The sequence below is a fragment of the Halalkalibacter sp. HAAS-P014 genome (assembly GCF_056619965.1).
On the sequence record NZ_JBWQTV010000011.1, the window covers coordinates 14,348 to 35,368 of the forward strand.

General features: G+C 36.2%; 20 protein-coding genes. 1 reads left to right on the forward strand and 19 read right to left on the reverse strand.

The features are described 5' to 3' along the window. Positions 1-244: 244 nt before the first annotated feature. From AC1FXZ_RS08725 to AC1FXZ_RS08815, 19 genes are all read right to left on the reverse strand, one after another. A complete protein-coding gene (locus AC1FXZ_RS08725) occupies positions 245-1,384 on the reverse strand; it encodes a PrpF domain-containing protein (protein WP_480052614.1) in 1,140 nt (379 codons plus the stop codon). A 78-nt stretch (positions 1,385-1,462) separates the two neighbouring features. Then, positions 1,463-2,947, reverse strand: coding sequence for a tripartite tricarboxylate transporter permease (locus AC1FXZ_RS08730; protein WP_480052616.1), 1,485 nt, complete (start codon positions 2,945-2,947; stop codon positions 1,463-1,465). A 24-nt stretch (positions 2,948-2,971) separates the two neighbouring features. Continuing rightward, entirely contained in the window at positions 2,972-3,418 is a 447-nt protein-coding gene (locus AC1FXZ_RS08735) for a tripartite tricarboxylate transporter TctB family protein (RefSeq protein WP_480052618.1), read from the reverse strand. A gap of 61 nt (positions 3,419-3,479) precedes the next feature. Beyond that, positions 3,480-4,847 (reverse strand): MmgE/PrpD family protein, encoded by a 1,368-nt coding sequence (locus tag AC1FXZ_RS08740; RefSeq protein ID WP_480052620.1) that lies wholly within the window; start codon positions 4,845-4,847, stop codon positions 3,480-3,482. A gap of 85 nt (positions 4,848-4,932) precedes the next feature. Next, positions 4,933-5,934 carry a Bug family tripartite tricarboxylate transporter substrate binding protein gene (locus tag AC1FXZ_RS08745; RefSeq protein WP_480052622.1) on the reverse strand — a complete coding sequence of 334 codons (1,002 nt, stop codon included), beginning with the start codon at positions 5,932-5,934 and terminating at the stop codon, positions 4,933-4,935. 96 nt (positions 5,935-6,030) lie between these two features. Beyond that, on the reverse strand, positions 6,031-6,420 hold the full coding sequence (locus tag AC1FXZ_RS08750) for a PaaI family thioesterase (RefSeq protein ID WP_480052624.1): 390 nt from the start codon (positions 6,418-6,420) through the stop codon (positions 6,031-6,033). Between the two features lie 34 nt (positions 6,421-6,454). Next, positions 6,455-7,231: an enoyl-CoA hydratase/isomerase family protein gene (locus AC1FXZ_RS08755; protein WP_480052626.1), complete on the reverse strand. Its 777-nt coding sequence runs from the start codon at positions 7,229-7,231 to the stop codon at positions 6,455-6,457. Positions 7,232-7,253: 22 nt separating this feature from the next. Then, positions 7,254-8,474 (reverse strand): CaiB/BaiF CoA transferase family protein, encoded by a 1,221-nt coding sequence (locus AC1FXZ_RS08760; RefSeq protein WP_480052628.1) that lies wholly within the window; start codon positions 8,472-8,474, stop codon positions 7,254-7,256. Beyond that, a complete protein-coding gene (locus tag AC1FXZ_RS08765; RefSeq protein ID WP_480052630.1) occupies positions 8,471-9,700 on the reverse strand; it encodes a CaiB/BaiF CoA transferase family protein in 1,230 nt (409 codons plus the stop codon). The genes AC1FXZ_RS08760 and AC1FXZ_RS08765 overlap by 4 nt, the downstream gene beginning before the upstream one ends. A gap of 48 nt (positions 9,701-9,748) precedes the next feature. Next, positions 9,749-11,134, reverse strand: coding sequence for a sigma 54-interacting transcriptional regulator (locus AC1FXZ_RS08770; RefSeq protein WP_480052632.1), 1,386 nt, complete (start codon positions 11,132-11,134; stop codon positions 9,749-9,751). A gap of 62 nt (positions 11,135-11,196) precedes the next feature. Then, a complete protein-coding gene (locus AC1FXZ_RS08775) occupies positions 11,197-11,952 on the reverse strand; it encodes an SDR family NAD(P)-dependent oxidoreductase (protein WP_480052634.1) in 756 nt (251 codons plus the stop codon). 19 nt (positions 11,953-11,971) lie between these two features. After that, complete coding sequence (locus tag AC1FXZ_RS08780) at positions 11,972-12,733, reverse strand: SDR family NAD(P)-dependent oxidoreductase (RefSeq protein ID WP_480052636.1); 762 nt, start codon at positions 12,731-12,733, stop codon at positions 11,972-11,974. A 32-nt stretch (positions 12,734-12,765) separates the two neighbouring features. Continuing rightward, on the reverse strand, positions 12,766-13,911 hold the full coding sequence (locus AC1FXZ_RS08785) for a thiolase family protein (RefSeq protein ID WP_480052638.1): 1,146 nt from the start codon (positions 13,909-13,911) through the stop codon (positions 12,766-12,768). A 13-nt stretch (positions 13,912-13,924) separates the two neighbouring features. Then, complete coding sequence (locus AC1FXZ_RS08790) at positions 13,925-14,314, reverse strand: Zn-ribbon domain-containing OB-fold protein (protein WP_480052640.1); 390 nt, start codon at positions 14,312-14,314, stop codon at positions 13,925-13,927. A 71-nt stretch (positions 14,315-14,385) separates the two neighbouring features. Further along, positions 14,386-15,450 carry an AbrB family transcriptional regulator gene (locus tag AC1FXZ_RS08795; RefSeq protein WP_480052642.1) on the reverse strand — a complete coding sequence of 355 codons (1,065 nt, stop codon included), beginning with the start codon at positions 15,448-15,450 and terminating at the stop codon, positions 14,386-14,388. 42 nt (positions 15,451-15,492) lie between these two features. Then, a complete protein-coding gene (locus AC1FXZ_RS08800) occupies positions 15,493-16,671 on the reverse strand; it encodes an acyl-CoA dehydrogenase family protein (RefSeq protein WP_480052644.1) in 1,179 nt (392 codons plus the stop codon). 552 nt (positions 16,672-17,223) lie between these two features. Next, the gene (locus AC1FXZ_RS08805) at positions 17,224-17,391 is read right to left on the reverse strand and encodes a XapX domain-containing protein (protein ID WP_480052646.1); all 168 of its coding nucleotides are present in this window, start codon (positions 17,389-17,391) and stop codon (positions 17,224-17,226) included. A gap of 247 nt (positions 17,392-17,638) precedes the next feature. Beyond that, on the reverse strand, positions 17,639-18,853 hold the full coding sequence (locus AC1FXZ_RS08810; RefSeq protein ID WP_480052648.1) for a NupC/NupG family nucleoside CNT transporter: 1,215 nt from the start codon (positions 18,851-18,853) through the stop codon (positions 17,639-17,641). Between the two features lie 478 nt (positions 18,854-19,331). Then, positions 19,332-20,072: a GntR family transcriptional regulator gene (locus AC1FXZ_RS08815; RefSeq protein WP_480052650.1), complete on the reverse strand. Its 741-nt coding sequence runs from the start codon at positions 20,070-20,072 to the stop codon at positions 19,332-19,334. A gap of 247 nt (positions 20,073-20,319) precedes the next feature. Here AC1FXZ_RS08815 and AC1FXZ_RS08820 point away from each other — a divergent pair, with 247 nt between their 5' ends. Further along, complete coding sequence (locus tag AC1FXZ_RS08820) at positions 20,320-20,934, forward strand: cell wall hydrolase (RefSeq protein WP_480052652.1); 615 nt, start codon at positions 20,320-20,322, stop codon at positions 20,932-20,934. Positions 20,935-21,021 lie beyond the last annotated feature (87 nt).

Consider the following 21,021-nt stretch of genomic DNA (forward strand, 5'->3'; position numbering starts at 1 on the left):
ACCCATTTCGTAAGTGGTAAATGGCCCTATGAGTCATAGGACCATTTACCACTTACAATATAATTTTATTTAAAAGATACAACTAGCCCATACTCGCTATAAGGAAAAATGTATTATTAATACGTCTACTATGAGTATTATAATAAAAGGGAGGGTTGATTTTATAAGAGGGCCATGTATCTCCAATTTTGCAGCCAATACAAAGAACGACGCTTTGGTAATAATTCACTTACTAAAACTAACTTCACAACTGACTTTTACGAACATATACATAGCCTTTCATAATCGTACGTGCGGTTCTGGAGAGTGTCGCTTCTTGAACTTTCCATTCTCCTTCCTCTTTATACACCTTTGAGGCGATTTGTATCATTCCACTCGGGTGACCAATTTTTAAAGTTGTAAAATCCTTTCTACCTTCACACATATCGTAAACAATTGTGCCTTCTATAGATGAAGCTACTGCTATACAGCAAGCCCCCGTTCCAGGAAAGGCCTTATGAACAGAATTCAAACCGACTAATCTCGCCGTAATATCTATTTCTTCTTTTATAATTTTCCTCCCATTTAGTAAAATTTGATTATCTCTAGATTTTCCAATCATCACTGGATAAGGCAAAAGAACATTTCCTCGGTTTATCCCAATCCTCTCTGCGACTGCCTCTCTAATTTCTTTAAAGAGATTCTTTTGTTTACATGTAAATTCTTCAGGTTGCTCACTTCCACTCATTTCAATATCTTCAGCTTTAAAATAGACACAAACATTCGCGAGATCCACTATAGATATTTCAATCTTCTTCTTTAGTGAGCAAATATATAGATCTTCTCTTTCATTACCGGTAGGGAGAATATTACCATTAAAGGAACCTGCTGTCTTTGAAAAATCGAGTTGTATTTCTGCCCCAGTTCCGTTGACACCATCTATTGAGAAGTCCCCTTCAATCAATGGCTTATTCATGTTGACAGGTATATCGGCTATGATGATACTATTAGTATTTTTATTAAAGATACGTACTTTTGTAATGGGTGATTGGGGACGCACAAGTCCTTCTTCGATTGCATAAACTCCGACAGCACTAGAAATATTCCCACAGTTCATGTCAAAACTTACAATTGGATCTTCAATTCCTACTTGAGCGAACAAATAGTCAATATCAGCATTTGAATGAGAAGAGGTTCCAATAATTGCACATTTACTAGTGAGTATATCTGCTCCTCCTAATCCATCAATCTGTTTCTTATCTGGACTACCAAATATGGATAAGATTAATTTCTTTTTGTCCTCAATATTTACAGGTAGATGGTTTTCCTTTAAGAATACAGCCTTACTCGTCCCTCCTCTCATAATTGTACAAGGTATCATGATTTGTTCCTGACCAACATCCATATTAACACCCTCTCACCATCAATTATCATAAATAATCTCTCAATTCACAAACATAAGATAGCGCTTTCATTTTTGGGATCATGTAATTTCTTTTTTCTTTCTTAATTTACTGAAAGAAAATAATCCTAAAAACACAACAAGTAATATGACAAGTAGTAAAGAATACGGACGTTCTACAAATATTGCATAACTACCTTTAGATAACATTAAAGATCTTCGTAAGCTCTCCTCAATAATTGGGCTTAAAATAAACGCAAGAACAAAAGCTGGAAATGAAAAGTCAAGACCCCTTACTAGATAACAGATGAAACCAAAGATAAATGCAAACCACATTTCAAAAAACATACCTTTAGACGAAAAAACTCCTAGTAATGATAAACAAATTAAAACTGGTATTAAATAATGCATCGGTACAGTTAAAACTCTGGCAAACCAACCTGTTATGAGAATACCCAAAACAAACAACGCTAATGACGTAAGCATGAACCCATACGATATCCCGAAAACTAAATCAGTATTTGATGAAAATATTCCAGGTCCTGGTTGAATGCCGTGTATAATAAAAGCTCCCATCAGGATTGCAATCGTCGATGAACCCGGTATCCCCAGTGTCAAAAGTGGAATCAATGCACCTCCAACCGTTGCATTATTGGAAGCTTCAGGGGCGATAATTCCTTCTGGATTGCCCTCACCATATTCTTGTGGTTTTTTGGATAATTTTTTTGCAGTCGCATATGTGAAAAATGAAGATGTTCCAGACCCAAGTCCAGGAAACATTCCGATAACCGTCCCCATTACTGAACCAATCCCGGCAAACTTTGCCACAGATTTCTTCTCTTTGATTGGTAATTTTATTTTAATCGATTTAATATTTGTAACATATTTTTTATTAATATCATCATTAATCATTTTAAATAATTCTGTAAAAGCAAACATCCCTACTAAAAGAGCTACTAAATTGATTCCGTCCATTAATTCTGATCGACCAAACGTAAACCTCGCTGTCCCTGTAAACAAATCCATCCCTACTGTACCAGCTAACAGCCCTAAGACTGTTGAAATCATACTTTTCGTAAAATCTTTAGAACTTAAGGCAGCCACCGCTATTAAGCCAATTATTCCAATTAAAAAAAACTCAGGGTCAGAAAAGTTTAATGCAAATTTTGCAAGAGGTTGAGTTAAAAATAGTAATGCCAATCCACCAATTATCCCACCAATAAAGCTTCCTACTAAAGAATAACCAAGTGCTCCTCCAGGTCCATGCTTCTTCGAGTACGTATGGCCATCAAATACCGTAACAATAGCAGACGGAGTTCCCGGTATACCTATTATAATAGAAGAGATTGACCCACCGTATTCTGCACCTTGGTAAGCAGCAAGTAATAACAGAATGGCAATTAACGGATCCAATTGGTAGGTGAAAGGAATCAATAAAATTAAGGCAACCTGTGACCCTAATCCTGGTAAAGTCCCAATAATCAAACCTACTGATGTACCAATCACAATCGTGAGAATAACTGGAAGTGTGAAAAGAATTGAAAAATCAAAAGCAAAAATATCCATTTAAATCCTCCTATAAAGATTTCACTACAGGTTCATACCGAGTACATAATCGAAAAGTATATAAACAAACATGGTTACTCCGATTGTCAAAGGAAGATAAATAATCAATGTATTTTTCACAGAATGTTTTGGTACATACACAAATAATAAAGTCATCATAAACAACATAAGATTTACATAAAAGATACCACTAAAGTACCAGCTAATTAAGAACCCTGAAATAATAAGCACCGTCAACAATAACTTTTTATTAGGTATTGCTACTTGTATATCCTTTTTCTTCATCTTTGTTTTCACAAAACTAACAATACATAAAACTATTAGGATGACCGTTAAGCCTATTGGAAAATAATCAGGCCCTATTGTTCCTTTATTTTCTCTAAATTGCCATGACCAAGCTTCGTTTAAAAAGACTACTGCCAATATAACGATACACAGCAATGCAACATAAGTTGTTCTTTTATAGCTCATTACGACCCCCTGTTAAATAAATTTGTCACCTTAGGCCCCCGATAGCTCTTATGAATTTCTCTCAAGAAATTACTTCCGTTAAGATTGATACTAATTGAACTGAATTCGTATCTTCCAAGTTACTTAGAACCTGAAAAAGTTGATTACTAGTTTCGTTATTTATTCTTTCTTTTGTACAATCAATAAATTTTGCGTATAACTCATCTTCGGTTAAGGGCCAGCTAGGTGACCCTTTTGATACACTAATCTTTTCACTAATAGTAGTGGCGTTAGTCAAAGAAATTTCCACCTCAACATACCCATCCTCTATTGGACTTAATGGTGCCTTTATAGCTGAATCCTCTACTCTTTTAATCTTAGCCATTAATTTCTTGATTTCCGGTCTTCTCACTAGTTCATCTTGAAAAGAACTGATCGTGAGTTTCTCGTCAATAACGATCGCTGCTAGAGGGTATTCTAAACTAAATTTCCCTTCTAACCCACTATTCGGACTTTTGTGGATTAATGGGGCAAAACCATTGTCAGGAGCCCTCACAAGAATTTGTTCAATATTTTCTGGTTTAATATTATTTTTCTTCAATAAGACTTGCAAAGCATCAATCGAACGATGAGAACCATAGCAACAAGGATATTTTTTTAATGTTATTTTTGAATGTAACAATTCAAACGTTTCTCCAATAGACTCCGAAATCATTTTCTCTCCTGTTTTACTATAAAGTGCTAGAAAACCAAAAGGCGCTTCAAATATAGTTTGATTACCTGTGAACCCTTTCTTTGCTAGTTTACTAGCAATAATTCCTGACCTTGCTGCATTTCCTGGATGATACGATTTAGTCATTGTTCCAAAGTTCTGTCTAGTTCCACTAATGTGGGATACTGCGATTCCCAGTGCATTCCTGAGTTGTTCTTCATTTAAGTTATATAATTTTCCAGCTGCTACCGTACAAGCTAGCACTCCTAGTGTTGCCGTTCCATGCCATCCCTTTAAGTAATGATCATAACCAATCACCTTCCCAATATATGCCATGACTTCAAACCCAAGGAAATAAGCGAGAATTGCCTCTTTTCCAGATGCCTGAACTTCTTCTGCCACTGATAACACGGTTGGGACAATTGCTGCACTCGGATGACCATGCGTAGCCTTGGAATTCAAATCATCATAATCTAAGATGTGCGCCATTGTACCATTTACTAATGCCGCATTGCTAGCAGTAGTTTTAATATTAGATCCCCATATTGTCGATATGGTAGCCCCTTTTTCCTCAACGATAAACTCTCTTACAATTTGACTTGCAGGTTCTTCATAACCTGCAATCGCAACACCAACTGTATCAATAAAGGCATTCTTTATGATCTCTATCGTACTCACAGGAATTTGCTCGAATGTAAAAGAGGAAACAAATTTTGAAACATCTTTTGTGATACTCACTTTATAACCTCCAATTATTTAATTAAAAGAAGGGAAATGAGACTATAATATTTCATTTCCCTTTAGTATCTGCCGACTAATTTTCTTAATCTATTAACCCAATAGCTTTTAAAATTTCTCCTTCTACTACAAAGTCTGCCTCAATTGCACTACGATAGTCTTCTGTAGACCTATAACTAATATCAAGTCCAGCTCTGATTAGCTTCTCAGCAATTTCTGGATCGTCAAGAGTCTCCTTGAAGGCATCATGTAAGATTTCAACAACTTCTTTTGGTGTATCCTTTGGAGCAATGATACCGTTATAGCCGTCGATTCCTACATCAACCCCGCTGTCAATTATTGTCGGTACATCTGGATAAGAACTACTTCTTTCAGAGTTAACATTTGCTAATCTTCTAATCTCATCCGAATCACCAAAGGTAGGACCTGTTACCACAACGCCGTCTACTACTCCTGAACGCAAAGCAGTCCCTGCCGGACCTGCACCTGTGTACGGAACTAAATTAATGTCTATATTTGTATCCATAATTAATTTTTCCATAGCTAATGTTCCTTCAGATGTTGTACCGATTACTCCGATTGTTAATTCACCATGATTTTCTTGAGCATAGTCAAAGAATTCTTCAAATGTTTCAAAAGGAGAATCATTCATAACCGTTAAATATTGTGGGCTCGTTACTAATTGGATTATAGGTTCAAAATTATCATAACTATAACTTACTTCACCAAAATGTGGCTCAATAATGAAAGGTGCCTTTGGTGTAATTGCGATGGAATATCCATCAGGCTTAGCATTACTCAGGTTATTTAACCCTACAGATCCAGTTCCACCAGGTTGATTTATCACGGCGACTGATACATTGTTTGGCAAATTCTCTGCCACTTTATCTGCCATAATTCTAGCAATTGAATCTAGTCCCCCACCAACATCAAACGGAACAACAAATTCAATATCTCCTTCAGGGAATGCATTGCCAACTTCCTCATCAACTATTGTCGCTCCCGAATCTTCAGTTGATGAACACCCTGCTATAACAATAATTGATAATGTAGCTAGAATAGTGAATAAGTAAGCCTTTTTGATCATATGAATCCTCCCTAGAATATTAAATTTTTATAATTACTAACTCCACGATTTTCATCAGTTATATCCTACTTTCCAATCGAAGCGCTTTCAATCATTCTATAATGGTAAGATGATGAACGTAGCCATTCCTACAGCTACTAATTCTCCTTTCGAGTTCGTTATTTCTGCCTGCCCGATCGCTAACGTTTTACCCTTGTGAACCATTTTCCCTTTTGCAATTAAATAGTCTCCCTTTGCAGGTAATAGATAATTAATTTTCATCTCTGTGGTCGCGGTCGTTCGATCCTTTAATAATAATGAGGCTACAGCAGAGCCAATCGCTCCATCAATTAACGTAGCTAATACCCCACCCTGTACAACCCCAGCACGATTTAATAGATTATGAGTAATTTCGAGATTGATCTCCGATTTTCCATTTTCCGCCCACTGTTCTTTCATACCGATATAGTCCCAAAAAGGACTCACACCTTTTTCTGTTCGTTTCATATAATTCACCCTTCTATCCCTAAAAGACGTAATTTTACTCCGCTTTGTAGTCCGGCTTTCTTTTCTCAGCGAAAGCTTTTCTTCCTTCAATTCTATCTTTTGTATCTCGCAGCATACCCCAAGTTAAATTTTCAATTGCCATCCCCTGTTCTAAAGACATTTCCAATCCTTTATTAACAGCCATTTTCACAGCACGAACTGCTAATGGGGCATTATCACAAATTTTCTGTGCCAATTCCTCAGCTCTTTCAAGTAATTGGTCATTCGGTACTACTTCTGTAATTAAACCTAGTCGATAGGCTTCTTGTGCATCAATTCGTTCACCAGTTAATAACATTTTCATCGCTTGAGTATATGGTATTTTCCTAGGCAAACGCTGGGTTCCACCTAATCCCGGCATACTGCCAATTTTCACTTCTGATAAACCATATTGCGAAGTTTCTGAACCTATGATAATATCACACATCATTGCCATCTCTAGCCCACCACCAATCGCATAACCATTTACCGCACAAATAATAGGCTTATATTGATTAAATGGTGGAACAAACCCTTTATTACTCGCCCCAGCTAATGTCAGTTGTGCAAAGCTTTCTTTCGGTGGCATCGTCTTTTTTAAGTCAGAACCGGTACAAAATGCTCTCTCACCAGCTCCTGTAAAGATACCTACCCATACATTTGGATCTGACTCAAAATCCTTCCAAGCTTCTATTAATTCTTGTTCTGTCTCAGGATCAATGGAATTCATTGCTTCAGGACGATTTAAGATAATATATGCGATTCTACCTTTTTTTTCATAGATTAAACTCATTAGTAAAACACTCCTTTAATTATTATTGAAAAATACCTTGTTCCTTATAAGATTTAAACTCTTTTTCAGTCATACCCAGAATGTTCTTACAAACATATTCAGTGTCCTCACCTAGTAATGGCGCTGATTTTCTAACGATTGCAGGTGTTCTGGACAACTTAAAAGGTACATTGTTATAGAGTGAATTGCCCATTTCTGGATGTTCCAACTTAATAAAGTGATTGCGTTCTTTCATATGTTCATCCCACTCTATAAGGTCCTCTGCAGTTTGAACAATTCCAGCTGGCACCCCTTGCTTCTGTAGTTTTTGCATGATTTCTTTAGGTGAAAGAAGAACGGTCCATTCGCTTATAATTGCGTCAAGTTCCTGAGTATTTTTTTTTCGTTCATCTATAGTAGAAAACCTCAGATCATTCTTTAAATGCTCAAGTCCACTTACTGAAAGAAAATTTAACCATTCTTCCTCATTCGTACAAGAAATAACGCACCAACGATCATCACCATTACAAGGATAAGCACCATTTGGAGCAGCATATGAAACGAAATTCCCATTTCTTATTTGCGAGTTTCCGTTGTTGGCCATATCCATGACGGCTGTTGCTAAGACTGCAAGTGCTGATTCTGTTTGAGCTAGTTCAATATACTGCCCTTTTCCTGACTTATTTCGATATCTAAGAGCTGATAGAATCGCGAAAGCTGCATGTGTAGGATTAGGCACATGATCTGGATAATTTGTACCAGTACCAATTGGTTCTTTTTCAGGGTATCCTGTTAAATAATTCAATCCAATCAATGCGTTCATTGTTGCACCAAAACCACTAAAATTTCTATGAGGCCCAGTAGTTCCTTGCATTGGCATACTGAGATAAATAATCTGTTCATTTACATTCTTTAGTTCCTCATAACTTAATCCCCAGTTTTTCATCGTTTTCGGTGTGAAACTGTTCGTAATAATATCAACACTTTTCACTAGTTCTTTTATTATTACACGAGATTTTTCCTTACTCATATCGAGTTGGAAACTCTTTTTGCTAGTATTACGATTTGCAAAGTATCCACTACGGTTCAACCCTTTTTCACCGTTTGAAAATGGAGGTGTTAACCTCAAGACATCTGGTCTCACACCGGACTCAATTTTTATTACTTCCGCACCAGCATCTGCAAGAATCTTCGTACTGTACGGACCAGCTCCTACCCAAGTGAAATCAGCAATTCTAATCCCTTCTAACGGAAGCCTCGTCATAATAAAATGCCTCCTTTTACAAATTCATCAATTTCCGTTTCATCAAAACCAGCTGCTGTTAAAATTTCTTTTGTATGCTGACCTTTTTTCGGTGCAGGAGTTCTTAAAGACCATTCCATTTCTGAAAAAAGATAAGGTGAACCAGGATAAATGATCTCTGTATCTAGATCGTCATGATATAATTCTTTAAAATACCCTCTTGCATTTAATTGTGGGTTTTTTAAAACATCTTCCAAATTATTTACCGGACAGATAGGGATATTTCTCTTTTGTCCTTCTTCGTATAGTTCTAGTTTTGTATGTTTCATCGATAGTTTTTTAAACAATTCTAAAAATTCAGATTTCGCTTGTTTTGTTGATCTCCAGTTTTCTGTATTCCATTTCGGGTCTTCTAATGCTTCTGAACCTTCTATGTTGTCGTCTAACAACCACTTTGTTAAATTTTTCCACCCACTGGAGTTTGTCAATCCAGCAGTCATTAAATAGACTTCACCATCTACGCATGGATACAATCCCCATCCTGCTTGGGTACCTGAAGCCCCACGTCTTTTTCTTACTACTCCTTCTAGATCATAGAGTTGGGCTGCATTTTCCATTGCCATCGCTACAGACTCTTGCATGGAAACATCAACGTGTTGCCCAAAGCCACTTTTGTCACGGTTTAATACACTTAATAGTAGACCAATCGCACTAAACAAAGAAGCTGCATAATACCCTTGGTTTCCATACGGTCTGACAGGAGGGGTGTCAGGGTAACCACCTAAATTCATCAACCCACCCATTGCCACTCCAACAATGTCTGTTGCTTTGTAATTTTTGTAAGGTCCATCTTGACCAAAGGGAGTTATCGATGTATAGATCAATGTTGGATTCACCTTTTTTAGCTGATCATAACCCAGCCCTAATGAAGATAAATAGCCAGGCGAAAAATTTTCAACTATAATATCAAAGTCAGTCGTAAGCTTTTTGATTACGTCTTGACCTTTCTGTGATTCTAAATCCAGAGAAATAGACTTCTTATTTGTATTTAAGTAATAATAATACAAACTATCTTTTTGCTGTTTATTTTCATAAAAAGGCTCCATATTACGGGAAGTGTCACCATGTTGATGCTCAATTTTCACCACTTCCGCTCCTAAATCAGCAAAGAGCTTTGTGCAATATCCACCAAATTCATTAGTAAAATCTAGTATCTTCAAATCACTAAACGGAAATAAGTTATCCAAAAGAAATTCTCCCTCCCAACAAATCTTTTACCCTTTTTACATTGATATTTACAATTCATACTCTCTCATCTTGTTATAAAGTGTAGCTAAAGAGATTTCCAACACTTCTGCTGCCTGTTTTTTTCCTTTCAGCGACCTTCCATAATAATTAAGAACTTTGGAAATTGTTTTCTTTTCCATCTCACTTAACGACATAATGCCATTTTTATAATCGTCTACATAGTCAAAAGGAAGGTTTGCCATGATTAAATCTTTCGTTAAGAGATCAGTTTCGGCATTTATGACCGTTCTTCTAATAATGCTTCTTAATTCCGTTACATTCCCTGGCCACTTATAATTCATTAAAACATCAAGTGCATCTTTTTCAATCCCTTTTAAATTTCTACCTAGTTCATCTCCAACCTCTTTAACAAAAATGTTCACAAGATCAGGGATATCTACTTTTCTTTCCCTAAGTGGAATAATTTCAATGCAATTGTTTTGTAAATAGTCATACAGCACATCATCTATGAACCCATTAGCATACCTTTGTTGAAGTGAATGACTAGAAGACGCTAAAATTCTCAATTCTATCTTATATGGAACATTACCACCAATTTTCAATCCCTTTCCAGCTTGTAAGCTTCTTACTAATTCCTTTTGAACAGGCAAGGATAATCGATCTATATTATCTAAATAAAGAGTGCCTCCATGAACTAACTCTAATAACCCTACCTTATCAAACATAGCGTCTGGAATAGCATTCTTCTCAAAGCCAAACAGTTTATATTTTAATTCACTTTCAGAATATTTAGAACAATCAAACCGGAAAAATGGCTTCTTATTTCTTGGACTATAGGAATGAATTGCTTGTGCAATCATATCCTTCCCAACACCAACTTCTCCTTGTAACATAATCGACTCATCTGAATTCGCCATCGTTTGCGCTGTTTGAACTATTTTTTTCATTTTTTCATCTTGTGTAATAATATCGGAGATTAAATAATCTGTAGATTGTCTGTAAATCTCCGCTAAATAGGATTGCTGTTGATTAACTTTTTTTGAAAGCTCAATCGTTTGGGAAACATCTTTAATAATGATGACCGCCCCAATAAACTTACCATTTTGATATAGAGGGATCCCATTTGCAAATGCTTCTCCTTCTCTTTTTGGTGTTGTCGTTAAAATATTTACCCTTGGTTGCTTAGTTCTTACGACAGAAGCTAGTACTCCTTCTGGATTTACCTCAAAAATATTTTGGCCGAGACGCTGCTCCGATTGCAATCCTGAGAGCTTCAAGAAGTTTTTATTAAAATAATATATATAGCCATCTTCATCGCACACTTCTATCCCTTCTTCTAATGCCTCAAGAACAGGCTCAATCATTTGCATTTTCTTATTAAGACTACCAACCAATGTTTCTACCATATACATATCATTCATACTCTCTTTCACCTAATCCCCCCCTCCTCTTCCCATTAACTTGATTGACCTTAGCTAAATCTTCAAACCCTTTATTAATTAGCTGGAGCTGCAAATAAACTTTTTCCTCCACAAGCGTACATTAGTTGACCTGTAATATAATGCGCCTCATCAGCACTAAAAAAGTGAGCCAAATTTGCTATATCTTCAACTCCTCCTATCGATTTAGAAGGCTGAGCTTCTAACAGTCGATCTTTCACTTCGCTAGATAATTTCTCAAATAATGGTGTTTTAATTAACCCAGGTGCAATACAATTAACAGTTATACCATATTTCCCTAACTCAATTGCTAGAGATCTCGTAAGACTTACTAGACCACCTTTAGAAGCAGCATAATTAGCTTGAGCAAACCAGCCTAACCATGCACGTGAGGCGATATTAATAATTCTTCCATGCTTTTGCTCTCTCATATAATATTGAGCTGCTTTCGAGCAAAGGAATGCCCCTTTTAAGTTCACATCCATTACTAGATCCCAGTCCTTCTCACTCATTTTCCGGATACTTTTATCTCGCTCAACACCAGCGTTATTAACTAAAATGTCAATAGATCCAAATTCATCAACCACTTGACTAAACATATTTTCTACTTGTTCCTGATTTGTGATATCAGCTACGATCCCGATTGCTCGCCCTCCATTTTCATTTATCCCTTCTACTACTGCATTTACTTGTTTAACATCCAAATCATTTACAACAACTTTTGCACCACCTTTTGAGAATCTTTCAATCATACCTTTACCAATTCCACCTGCAGAACCAGTGACTAATGCTACGCGATCTTTTATATTCAAGTTAAGCCCTCCCCTCAAATTATACTGATAATGATGAAAATAAACTTTTCCCTCCACAAATATAAAGTGTTTGACCTGTTACATATGACGATTCATCTGAAGCTAAGAATGCCACTCCATAGCCTATATCTTTAGGTTCGCCGATTGAGCGAGTCGGTTGTAACTTCATTAAATTCTCTTTCACTTCAGTTGGATTGCTTTCAAATAAAGGTGAGTTAATAATTCCTGGGCAAATTGCATTTGATGTAATGTTATATTTAGCTAGTTCTAATGCTAACGTTCTAGTAAGACTTACGACACCACCTTTAGAGGCGGAATAACTAGATTGACCTTTAAAACCTAACCACGCTCTCGAAGAAATATTGATAATTCTACCATATTCCTGACTAATCATATGATGGGATGCTGCCTGACATGTTAAAAACACAGACTTTAAATTTGTGTCTATTACTTGCTCCCAATCTTCTAATTTAATCCCACGGATTGTCTTATCTCTACCAATACCAGCGTTATTAACCAAAATATCTAACTTGCCTAATTCATTCACTGTACTATCTACCATTTCTTTGACTTCTTCTGGGTCTGTAACATCAGCCCTTTTTCCAATGGCAGTGCCATTTCCGTATGCCTCATTTAACGAGTTTACAACTTGATCAATCCTCTCCTGATTAATATCATTAATTACCACTTTCGCTCCTTCTTGTGCTAAAGTATTTGCGATTCCTTCTCCAATTCCTTGTCCCGAACCTGTGATAATGGCCACTCTATTCTGAACTCCCATTTTTCCACCTCATTTATTATCATTTAAAAGTATTACACAGCTGAGAATATATGAACTCCACAAGCCCCATTATCTACTCCTGAAATTCCCCCACCCGTTACATGTGTCATACCAAATCTAGCATTGCTAACCTGTCTTTTACCTGCCTTCCCTGTTAACTGCCAAAACATCTCTGCAATTTGAGCTACACCAGTGGCTCCTAATGGGTGACCTCGGGATAACAATCCACCACTTGGGTTTACTGCCACTTCACCGTCTAGTTCTGTTTTACCTTCTTTCAAATATTTATACCCTTCTCCTTTTTCACAAAATCCCATTGTTTCGTAATATAATATCTCAGCGATTGTAAATGCATCATGTAATTCCACTACGTCTATTTCTTGTGCTGTAATGCTTGCTTGTTCATAAGCCATATTGGTTGCTCTATGCGTAATTTCTGGCCATGTCAAATCTCTGTACCCACCTTTAAAGTAGCCTGATGTAATAACTGAAGCTTCTGTTTTAATCTGAACATCATTAAATTCGTTAGCAATTTCACTAGCACATACTAATACCGCAGCCGCTCCATCACCACTACTTGCCGAGCACTGTAATAGATTAAAAGGTTCAGCAATCATTCTGGATTCAAGTACTTCTTGTAATGAAACTTCTGACTGAAACTGTGCATATGGATTCAGAGAGCCATTTTTACGGTTTTTTACTGAGACTCTTGCTAAATCCTCAGGTTTTGCTCCATATTCCTCCATATATCGGATTGCTCGCATTGCATATACACCAGGCATAACAATACCATGGGCACCTTCAATATCATTCTCAGGAATCGGTAAAGCCCCTCCACCAAGTTTTGAAAGTTGTTCAACGCCTATGACTAACGCAACATCATTTATTCCTACAGCCACCGACAACCATGCTTGATGGAAAGCAGATGCACCACTCGCGCAAGCGTTTTCAATATTAAATACTGGAATTCCTGTCATTCCAAGTTCTTTAATTACCCTTTGAGCAGGCAACGAACCTCCAAAACAATTTGAACCGTAGACTGCATTTATCTTTTCACGATCAACGTTTAAATCTTTTAATAAACCAACAACGGCTTCTCTACCTAGATCCTCTAAAACCTTACCTTCATGCTTTCCAAACTTAACCATATTTGCTCCAACTACAGACACATTTCTCATACCATTCCTCCTATCACACTACTTTGAATTTATAACTGTATACGTCTTTTGCACCCGCACCATCTGAGATTTTACCGAAGACTAATTCGACATTTTTTCCAATAGCAGCTCCATCTCCCTCTACTTGACCACAAACCCTTACATCTCCTGGAAAATCTGCATAAGCAATAGTTAGAGGTGCTTTAAACTTTTTCGAAGTTACATAAAGTGTGGTGCATGAATAAATTTGACCGACTGAAGGAAGGTCTTTCTCCCTTGACTGTTCACTAAAACAATTTGGGCATATGTTTTTTTGGGGAAACCAATTTGAACCACATTCCAAGCATTCACTAACTGTTAACGTGACTTTATTCTCTTTGTAAGTCATCCACTCTTCACCAAATATTTGTTTTTCTGTTTCCACAATTCATCACTCCTTTTTCACCGTACGATATTTTGAATTTTCAGAAAAAATACTCACAATTTATTTCCCTATTATATCTCTTCTAATTCTTTATTTTTCTTTCCTAAAAACAAATTTATTAAAGTAGGGAGAACCAAGAGAATTAATAGAATTCTAACTACATGTATAGAAGCAACCAAAACTCCATCCCCACCTAAAGTTTCTGCTGAGATCGTCATTTCAGACAAACCCCCTGGTGCAAATGTAAAAATCGAAGTTACCAGAGAAGTATCAGTAATGATCGTAAACAAATAAGCAATACCTATTCCACTAGCGACAACTAATACAATCGCCACTATTATTGGTAGAAATATATTTTTTATTGCAAGTAATGTATGACGAGAAACACTCGCCCCAATTGCTACACCTATTACAACTTGCATAAACATCAAATAAAAACCACTTAAAGGTTCCACTGTTCCATAGAATGCTTGAATGATTGCCACAGCAAACATTGCTCCTAATACTGTACTTACTGGTATTTTCAACCGAGATGCTAAAAAAGCTCCAATTGCCCCTACAACTATCACAACTATTAAATCTCTCGAAAAACTTATATCTAAAACTTGGAACGCTGATTGTTTTACAGGTTCTGCTGCTGCGTATGCTCCAATAATGATTGGTACAATAACCACTAATACCATCCGGATTACGTGTACAGATGCCACGATCTCATGAGTTCCTCCTTGCTTCTTTGACAGCGTTATCATTTGAAAAGATGCTCCCGGAACCATAGAATATATTGCTGTCGGTAAATCCATATAATTTTTCTTATAAAGGTAGTAAGCAATCAACATACAATTTAATATTGAAAAGATAATAAATAGGAAAATCACCGGAAATAATGATTTAAGATCTAAAAATAGAGACATCGTTAAATTCAGACCTAGACTAATTCCTAATAGCATTTCAGCAAAAAAGAGGTAAAGTGGCTTGATACTAAATGTACGATTCAATGATAAGTTCAGAATAATTGTTGTGAATACCGATCCAATAATATATCCTCCTGGCACACCAAGAAAAACACAGAGAACTCCAGAGGTGGCTGCAATTATGAGATAGACTAAATCATCACGGAAACTACGCAAGTCGCTCACAGCCTATCACATTAAATTTGTTCCAATTATAATATTTTTCTTCTACTTTTTTCTGATAGCATCTTTTGCTATCGTCCAACGATGTACTTCTGAAGGACCCTCTACAATTCTATAAATTCGAAGCAAGCGATACATGTATTCTAATGGTAAGTCTTTGGTCACACCAATCCCACCATGTGCTTGTATCGAATTATCTAGCACTCTTGTTCCCATTTCGGTTGCAAAAACTTTGATCATTGATGTTTCCATACGAACATCCTTCACACCGTTATCCATTTTGGTTGCTGCATCATAAATCATCAGCTTACTTGCATGAATATCCGTTAACGCATCAGCTACCCACCATTGAACCGATTGTCTATTAGCTAGTAATTCTCCAAATGTTTTTCTAACTTTAGCGTACTCCATCATCATATTCAGAGCTCTCGTTGCCATCCCTACACTTCGCATTCCTAACTCAATTCTTCGTACACCTAACCTTTCTTTCAATGGAGCAAATCCTTGCCCGACTTCCCCTAATATTTGACTATCATCAAGTTCAACATTGTTATAGTAAACCTCATATGGGTGAAACTCTCCAATAGTAGGGATACCTCTAGTAACTTCTAAACCAGGAGTTCCTTTATCTACCAAGAATGCTGTAATTCCACCATTCCTTCCTTTTTCAGAATCGGTAAGTGCCAATGTTATTAAGAAATCTGCTGATTTTGCACCTGAAATAAATGTCTTCTGTCCGTTTAATACCCACTTATTCCCTTTCCGTTCAGCCTTCATTTTTATTGCACCTGCATCTGATCCTGCATTTGGTTCTGTTAATGCTAAATTGGATTTCAATTCACCTTGCGAATATGGAATTAAGTACCTATCCCTTTGTTCTTCGTTACAGCATTTAATAAGAAAATGTAGATTCGGTGTTTCTGGTGGTAAGATAAAAGGCACTATCGTATGACTTAACTCTTCTATTACAACCATTTTAGCTAAATGTCCTAACCCCGCTCCACCATATTCTTCAGGAACATCAATCCCCCATAAACCAATTTCTTTTGCTTTATTTAGCAATCGTTGATTTACGTCAGGTGGTATAATAGGTTCGTCACTTAATCCCCGATTTGCCTCTCTCTCAATAACCATATCTTCAAGTGGTAATAATTCATTTCTTGTAAAATCACGAACTAGTTTTTGGAGCATTTTTAATTCATCTGGTAAATTTAATATACTCATTTTGTCCCCTCACTTTATATTTTTATATTTACATTTCATCACTAAGTACTTGTTTCACCAAATCATAATTACCTCTTCTATGTGATAGAAAATGTTTTGATTTGTTATAATTATTTTAACTTTTTAGGTTATTTAAAGTAAATAGTTTTCAAAAAATTAAAAATATTCTAAAAATTATAATCGAGTTCTATTTGTAAATGTTTTTACCTTTTGAGAGAACACTTCGCTTAAACAAATCTTCTAATGTATTTAAAAGCTTGGCTGTAGAGAAACTTAGCATTTCCATAGTGACAAAAACAAACTACAAAAAACCTCCTTAAATAGGAGGTTAATCAACACAGATATTTATTCATGTCAAACCCTTCGTTAAAAGATGGAGGATAACCGGAACATTCAACCACAACTTCTGCCCTTCTAGCCCTCTTCCCTCATTTAATTCAAGTACTTTTTTTACTCTTTCTTCATGTTTTTTCACTTTATCAATATTTATAACTTCTATAGCTCCTCATTTTTTAGCTAGTTCTAGTCGTTCTTCTTGTGCGCATGAACGGTTTAAAAAAAAGCTTTGAACAACCAATCTGCAATCAATCCACCTGTGTAAACTCCCACTATTCCAATCACCCCTGCAAGTACAGGCGGTGCCGGTAAAGGTAATTTCAAAAATTTAAAGGTAATCCCGATGATGATTCCTGCTATTAAACTTAAAAGTACTTCTTTCATGATGTGTTCTCCTTCTTTGTATACAATTTGTAGTTAGACGTCCTACCTTTATGTTTTAAAAACAAGGGTCCTGATATTGGACCCTATTTCTATTCGCGACTCTCTCAGTATAAAAGTAATATTCTATACTGAGAGGGTTACTAACGAAGGTTACTTATTTTTACTTCAACTTCATAATATTCAATGCATATACGAGAATTTTAATATCTAGAGTATTTCCTTTTATACCCTCTAGAGTTCTATCTCTTTAAAAGAACATCCCAGCAATAGACGCACTAAGTAGTGATGCTAGCATACCTGCAGCTACCGCACGAAGACCAAGTTTTGCAATATCAGCTCGACGATTAGGTGCAATTCCACCTAATCCTCCAAGGAGAATAGCCATAGAGCTTAAATTTGCGAACCCACATAAGGCAAAACTGACAATTAATACCGTTTTCTCAGAAAGCTCTACGATTTGAGGAGCAAAAGCAGCATATGCAACAAACTCATTTAAAACAAGCTTTTGACCAATGAAACTCCCAGCTACCACTGCTTCTGACCACGGAACTCCAATTGCAAATGCGATAGGAGCGAAAACATAGCCTAAGATACCTTGTAATGTAATGCTTTCAAATCCTAAAACACTTCCTACCGATCCTAAAATACCATTTATTAATGCTATCAGTGCAATAAATGCTAGTAGCATAGCTCCAACGTTTAGAGCTAATTTCAAACCATCAGAGGCACCTTTTGCAGCAGCGTCAATTACATTCGCCGTATCTTTATCTTTTTCTAAAACAATTTCATCGGAAGTCTCTGATTGTTCTGTTTCTGGCATCATCATTTTTGCCATGATTAACCCCCCTGGGGCTGCCATAAAACTAGCTGCTAGTAAATACTCAAGTGGTACACCTAGCATTGAATAACCAATTAGAACAGAACCTGCTACAGAAGCTAAACCACCAGTCATTACAGCAAACAATTCAGAATTCGTCATTTTCCCTAAAAATGGTCGTACTACAAGAGGTGCTTCAGTTTGTCCAACAAATATATTGGCGGCTGCAGACATGGATTCAGACTTACTTGTCCCTAATAGCTTCGAAAGTCCTCCACCGATAATTTTAATAAACCACTGCATAATTCCTAAATAATAAAGTACGGAAATCAATGCTGAAAAGAAAATAATAACAGGTAAGATATGAAACGCAAAAATTGTTCCAAACTCATCACCATTAGCTAATGAGCCGAACAAAAATCCAATTCCTTCATTAGCATAATCAATAATGTTTTGCACTTGTAATGTAAACCACTGTAGTACAGATCTCCCCGTTTCCCATTTTAATACGATAAATGCGAAAAATAGCTGAATGGCTAACCCACCGAGAATAGTTCTCGGTTTAATCGCTTTCTTTTTACTAGAAAATAAAAAAGCAATCGATAAAACAACAAGTACCCCGATAATCCCCCACAACAAATTCATCTTATTCACTCGCCCTTCTCTGTGTTGAAAGCTCTTGTTGATCATGCAAAAATATTTCAAAACCTCTACATAACGATAAAATTTACCTTTTACAACTAAACCTAATAACCTAATACTAAAAGTCTGTATTATAGTCAAAGTGTTTTGGTAGGAGGTCCTACAACATAATCGTCATTTGACTTATAATGGACTTAGTAACTACCTCTAACGTCTAGATCGTAGGAGGTCCAACCTCTAACTTCTGTGTAAGCCCTTGCAGATCATCTACACTATTAATATAAAGTTGGACGTCTAACAAGTCAACTATTTTACTAGAATAAAAACAACTTAGTTTTTCTCAAAAAAAATAAAACCCCTAGGCTTAAAGGGATTTTGAATATGCTAGTCACAGAAAATACAAGTTTGCTATCTTCTATCTTATTTTATTGTTGACCCCCATTTAGACTATATTCCTTACGACACAAAAACATATTCTCCCTTACGGTGAAAACTCTTTAAAGGATCGTTTTCTAAATACATTAAAACTGATTTGATCAGATTTAAAAAAATTAAGAGAATATAGCACGGCTCTATCAGTTAAATCATAATGAACCTGTCTAAGGATTAATAGTGGTGTATTTTGATCGCATTTTAATATTTCTGAAATTTCTTCATGATAGCCAATTGTTCTAATATCTGCTTTTGCATAACTTATGGTGACTCCTGCTTTTTGTTGCAACGAGTGCAGCATTGACTCTTCATTAAATTTATACTCTTTATTTAGAAGGTTACCGGGAATTTTATCCATACAATAAACTAAAGGGGTTTCATCTGCAGTACGTACCCTTTTCACAAGTAATATTTGCTCATCACTTGTTAAGTCCAATTCCTCAATGTCATCACTATGAGGCTCTACGAACTCAGAAAATAGCAGCTGTGTCCCTGGTTTTTTCCCTTTTTGCTCTATCATTTCAGTTATACTAAAAAGTTCTTCAATCCCTCCTGAAAAAATAGGCTTACTATTAACAAAGGTACCGACACCGTGCTTGCGAATAATTATATTTTCTTCTTCCAAGGTTCTAAGTGCTTCTCTTAACGTATTCCTTGAAACCTTTAACTCCTTGGCAAAGTCGGTTTCTGAAGGTAAGCGACTTCCACACTCAAGCTCCCCACTTTTAATTTTGTTTTTTATTTGGTCAATAACGATTAAATAACGTGGCGTTTGATAGTTGAAATTCATGATTTGTCCTCCTATATAAAATCATTTTACATTCTAAATAAAGCCCTTTCAATCTTTAAATATGCCTAAGTTGCTGAAAGTGAAGCTGAAAAACGCATGTACTTTTCCCCTCACCAAACTAGTAACTCACTCTCACTTTCTCTTGTAATCTCTATGTAAACATATTGTAATAATATTTTTTATCTTCCTTTCATAGGGATTAGTGATAGACAAGCTATAACAACATTACTAGGAGGACAAAACATTTATGAAGAAACTAATTTTTGTACTAACTTTGCTAGCAGCACTAGGTATTGCTGAAACAACTTGGGCTTATACCGTTCAAAAAGGCGACACCATGACGAAAATCGCAAAAGAAAATGGATTAACATTAGAAGAATTATCAAAAGCTAATCCTCAAATTACAGATATCGATATGATCTATATAGATCAGCAAATTCATTTACATAAAAAGGAGCATTCTTCCAAAAGCAGCGAAACAAATACCGATAACGTTGACGCTCTCTCAGAAAAAGAACTAGACCTACTTGCTAGAGTCGTAAGAGCCGAAGCTCAAACAGAGCCTTTCGAGGGAAAAGTTGCAGTAGCTGATGTTGTCCTAAATAGAGTAGAAAGCCCACAATTCCCTGATGATGTAAAAGAAGTCATTTATGAGCCTGGACAATTTGAACCTGTTGCTAATGGTCAAATCAATAAGCCGGCTGATGAAGAGTCGATTGAAGCAGTTGATGCAGCACTATCAGACATGAGAAACATATCTGAAGACTCATTATTCTTCTATAACCCGGACATAGCCACAAATCGTTGGTTAGATACAAGAGAAACAGCCGTTGTGATTGGACAACATGTATTTAAATATTAAACTATATGTAAAGAGCAATAAGTTAGGGTTCGATGCCTAAAAAAGATCACCTAAATCGGGTATTATACTTCCCGTTTGGGTGATTTT